General features: G+C 53.6%; 5 protein-coding genes. 3 read left to right on the plus strand and 2 right to left on the minus strand.

What is annotated here, in order from left to right:
• Both PZA18_RS23430 and PZA18_RS23435 read right to left on the minus strand, forming a co-directional pair.
• A partial coding sequence (locus PZA18_RS23430) for an RCC1-like domain-containing protein (RefSeq protein ID WP_284103319.1) occupies positions 1-1,654 on the minus strand: 1,654 nt, incomplete at its 3' end.
• Positions 1,655-1,750: 96 nt separating this feature from the next.
• Entirely contained in the window at positions 1,751-2,017 is a 267-nt protein-coding gene (locus PZA18_RS23435; RefSeq protein ID WP_284103320.1) for a hypothetical protein, read from the minus strand.
• Positions 2,018-2,123: 106 nt separating this feature from the next.
• Between PZA18_RS23435 and PZA18_RS23440 the strand changes: the two genes are divergently transcribed.
• From PZA18_RS23440 to PZA18_RS23450, 3 genes are all read left to right on the plus strand, one after another.
• Positions 2,124-2,837, plus strand: a complete 714-nt coding sequence (locus tag PZA18_RS23440) for a hypothetical protein (protein ID WP_284103321.1) — start codon at positions 2,124-2,126, stop codon at positions 2,835-2,837.
• A gap of 372 nt (positions 2,838-3,209) precedes the next feature.
• The gene (locus PZA18_RS23445; protein WP_308447450.1) at positions 3,210-3,815 is read left to right on the plus strand and encodes a DNA/RNA non-specific endonuclease; all 606 of its coding nucleotides are present in this window, start codon (positions 3,210-3,212) and stop codon (positions 3,813-3,815) included.
• Between the two features lie 48 nt (positions 3,816-3,863).
• The coding region (locus PZA18_RS23450; protein WP_284103322.1) for a hypothetical protein at positions 3,864-4,173 on the plus strand (310 nt) is incomplete at its 3' end.

Raw genomic sequence — 4,173 nt, forward strand, 5'->3', positions numbered from 1 at the left:
CTTGTGCCCAATCATTGGTCGGCGACAGCTGGATGGGCTGTCCTCGAGGGCGGCGAGGTTCAAAATCGACATTCCCGATTCCCCACCCCCAGAGACTATGGTCTTTCCGGATTGCCAATGAACAGCCTCTGCTAGCGGATACCCTTAACCAATCATGGGAGTCGCTGATTTTGATCGGTCGCAACTCGCAAGGCCTATCAATCACTGAACATGGCTTGCTGCGTTCAGGAGCCAATCCCAATTGACCCCATTGATTACCGCCCCAAGCCCAAAGGCTCCCGTCTTGTTTGATCGCCAAGGTATGAGAGTTATCGCGTTGCCAGTCACTTTCTGCGGTGGAGACATCCAGCCAGTCATTGTCCGTGCCGACTTGCACGGGCCGATTGCGAACGGTTTGATCTCCTAACCCTAATTGCCCGGCAAGATTATCTCCCCAACCCCACAACGTTCCATCAGCCTTGATACCGAAAGCACTGCCACTGCCAGCGGCCACTTTGGCAAAATAAGCGTTGCTGTTGGTGGGCACTCCCTGCCGGCCCGCAATGCCACGTCCAAGTTGACTGGAGTAATTGAAGCCCCAACTCTCTAATTCGCCCGAACTCTTTATACCGATACCGAACCCAAATCCCAATCCTGCGTTACTCCATAAGCCGTCAACCTGCCGGGGTTGCCAATTCTCCGAATGAGCCTCCGGTCGATCATGGGAATTCCCCCACACCCACAAGGTACCATCAGCCTTGATGGCCAAAGAAAAACTGCGCAATGCACGCACCACAAGGTATTGACTATTTCCCCCAATTTGCCTGGGGGTATCGACACGGTAGCCAGAGCTATCAACCCCCACTTGTCCCCGACTATTGTCCCCCCAGCCCCAAAGCGTGCCATCCTGCTTGAGTAACAAAGCATGGAAGGTCCCTGCGGACACTTTGGCCCAAAACTTATCGGTTCCCAGCTGGACAGGGACTCTATGAACGCTCTGGCGGTCCGCCAAATGATCAAACAAGATGCTACTCCCCCACCCCCAAAGGCTACCGTCCCGCTTGATCCCTAGACTGTAGTTGATACCAGCTGAAATCTCCGCCCAATCATTCGCACTGCCAATACGCACCGGAGCCAACTGTGAGGTTGAACCATTGCCTAATTGCCACTCTTCATTATTCCCCCAGGCCCATAAGCTCCCATCTTTTTTCAGCGCCAGCGTGTGGCTGTAACCGGCTGATACAGAGGCCCAATCTTGGCTGGAAGTAATGCGTGTCGGTGTACTGCGCGATTCCGTGGTGCCATCCCCCAGCTGGCCATTGCTGTTTTTCCCCCAGGCCCAGAGTGAGCCATCCTGCTTGATTGCTACGGTGTGGGCATACCCAGCCGAGACCGCAGCCCAGTCCTTGTCCTGCCCGATGGGGTGAGGACTATCGATTGAGATCACCGGCGGGTGGCCGAGTTGACCAAACGAATTGTTGCCCCATCCCCACAGGCTGTTGTCTTCTCTCAGAACAACCGTATGGTAGTAGCCGGTGGCCAGTGTCAGCGACTCCGGGCGGGCGGGGGATGGGCTGGCTGTGGCACCGGAAAGCCATCCAAACAGGGTTAGTAAGCAAGTAAGACGAGCGATTTGGGAATAGGTCACGGCAATAGGTCTGCAATGGTCCGCCAAGGCGGAAGTTATTGAATTCATGAGATAACGATTCTTATACAGCTGTCGGATCAAACCACGACAGTATGGCGACGCTCGCTTCAGCCCGCGCTAGGTCTATAAGGTGTTGTGATACTTGGCGATTCGTTTCCCGACCTGATAGCCCAACGCACTAGCGAGGCCACCGCCCGCCAGCAGCAATGGGCGGTTATCTATGAGATCCGAAAGAAAGGTGACGGCGAGCACATAGTAACCAAGCGCAAAAACAATCGACCAAGTACGGCCATAGACAATGGCATCCTGATCTTCGAATTTCTGGGAAAACTCTGCGGGGGAACTGGTAGAAACTCCAATCAGGCTGGCGCCACATTGGATACATCGCAAATCGGTATGCAGATTTTGAGAATTACAACGGTGACAATACATAATCCAGACGGAGAAAAAAGACAAACACGGCGTTGGGTATTCGCGCCAAACATTGGTCTTTCGGATGATCGATATACCGCCGTCTACACACAATTACTCTTGGCTGGAGCAGCCACACGGTACGCCCTACAATTCGACAGTATATCTGCTTCAAGTCACATTCATGTACTTACCTAGTTTCTATAGCTGTTCCTACTGTCATGAGAATTTTCATTTCCCGTTCAATACCTTGTCTTATCACCACAAAGGTGGCGGCCCCCTACCCAGTACGGTGAGAAGTGAGGATTTCCTGGAAATACCCAAGCGGCCTGCATGGTGCAAGGTATGCAATTCGCTCACCCTCGTCGAAGACATCCTCCCCTTGCAAGATTTCGAGAATGCTTACGGGGCCATTCGGGCAGGCAAATCGATTGAATACCCCCTTCATTGCAGAGGGAAGGATGCGGCCGAACAGATTGCTACGTGCAAAGCATTGCTGGAATGGAGAATGAACCGGATTCGCCCTGCAAGGGCTTTATGTTGCGGCGGCACCCAATTTCTGTGGATGGATACGCTTCAACCGCTCAGACGGCATGCCGACTGCGAGTACGGCTTCATTGATCCAGTTTGGTATATCGGATCATTCTGCGGCTACGCTCATGGCATACATTCCCCAGCCGATTACCGAGTGTATGATCCAGAGGGTGAACTGGTCGGCAATTTGACTTGGTTCAACCAGGAAGCTGGCAGTTGGGCGTTGCAGGAATTACGGTATGCACCGACTTTGGACTGGGATTGAATAGGCGGCTCACTTTAGAAAAGCCACGCCTACTCAGACAGTAAACGATCGTTCTCTTCTGTTAGAATGCGCGGGCAGAATTCCTGCTGCTAGCCTCTTGATATGAAGAAATCCAAACCCAAAGCGCGTTCCCGTCGGCCAGCCTGGTTCATCGCTCTCCCCGTTTCTGTCGCCACGGCTTGGGGCTTGCATATCAGTCAATGGCCTGAACGCGCCCTACACCTTGCAAGAACCCATGGCCCCAATCTGTCATTGCCCTCAATCGGCTTTACACCGACAGCTGGGGCTAACGGCACCAAGACGGCTACTGACTTCAGCCACTGCCCCCAATTTTTCTTTCAGGGTAGAGCACCGGCTATGGATGCCGGCGCATTGAAACCACGAGCCCTCTGTTTTGATGCGTTTGCGGTATACCACTCCGGTGTTACCCACACCCCGTTGTTTGTAGCGGAGAAGCTTAATCGTGCGCATCTGTCAGATGCCCAGGACGAAGTTCGTACCAACAGGTTTTTTGCGGACGCACGTTTGCCTGCCGCCGAGCGGGCTGAGCTGGAGGATTACAAGAGTTCCGGTTACGACCGTGGTCACATGGCGCCTGCCGGGGATATGCCGAACGCACAAGCCATGGCACAGAGTTTTTCGCTGACCAATATAGTGCCCCAGGCGCCAGAGAACAACCGGGGCGTGTGGGCCAAGTCAGTCGAGAGCGTGGTCAGAAAGTATGTGATGAACAAGGCCAAGGGTGACGTCTACGTATTGACTGGCCCCGTCTTTGCCGACGGCCGAACGGCAGATCCCAAGCTGCAGCGAGTCTGGGTACCATCTCATCTGTATAAGCTCGTTTATGACCCGTCTACTGGCAAAGCATGGGCCTATTGGACGGAGAATCAGGGCAAGGCCCGTCTGCATGGTGTGCTCAGCTATCAGGAACTGGTCCAGCGCACCGGTATCGAGTTTTTGCCGACGGCTAAGCTTTGACTGCCGTTATTCTAATTGTCAGCCAACTCATCCCTCTGCGTCTTTGTCATGTTCCGAAGTACTTACGGCTTTATTAGCCAGGATCAATCTCTGGGTATTGCGCCTTTCTATCCCAAGGCTGTTGATTTTGAACGCGGTATTGAAGTGTTCGAATTTGGTGGTCTAGGTGGAGAAGACATTCCATTCGAAGGCGATCTGTATGCCATTAGATATCGGAACCGGATCATTCCCATCGTTTACGGTCCAGAGACGGTAGTGGGGGTCATCGATATGTGCCACTTCAATCGCGATACCTGGTCTTCCTATCGCGGTGGGGCCATCGAGGTGATTCGCGCCTGCGTGTCCCGCTTCGGCATTG

The organism is Parachitinimonas caeni, from assembly GCF_030129945.1.
GTDB classification, from domain to species: domain Bacteria; phylum Pseudomonadota; class Gammaproteobacteria; order Burkholderiales; family Chitinimonadaceae; genus Parachitinimonas; species Parachitinimonas caeni.

Coding starts and splice junctions, on each gene's coding strand:
- PZA18_RS23440 (WP_284103321.1), top strand. CDS start 2,124: ATGATCGATATACCGCCGTCTACACACAATTACTCTTGGCTGGAGCAG.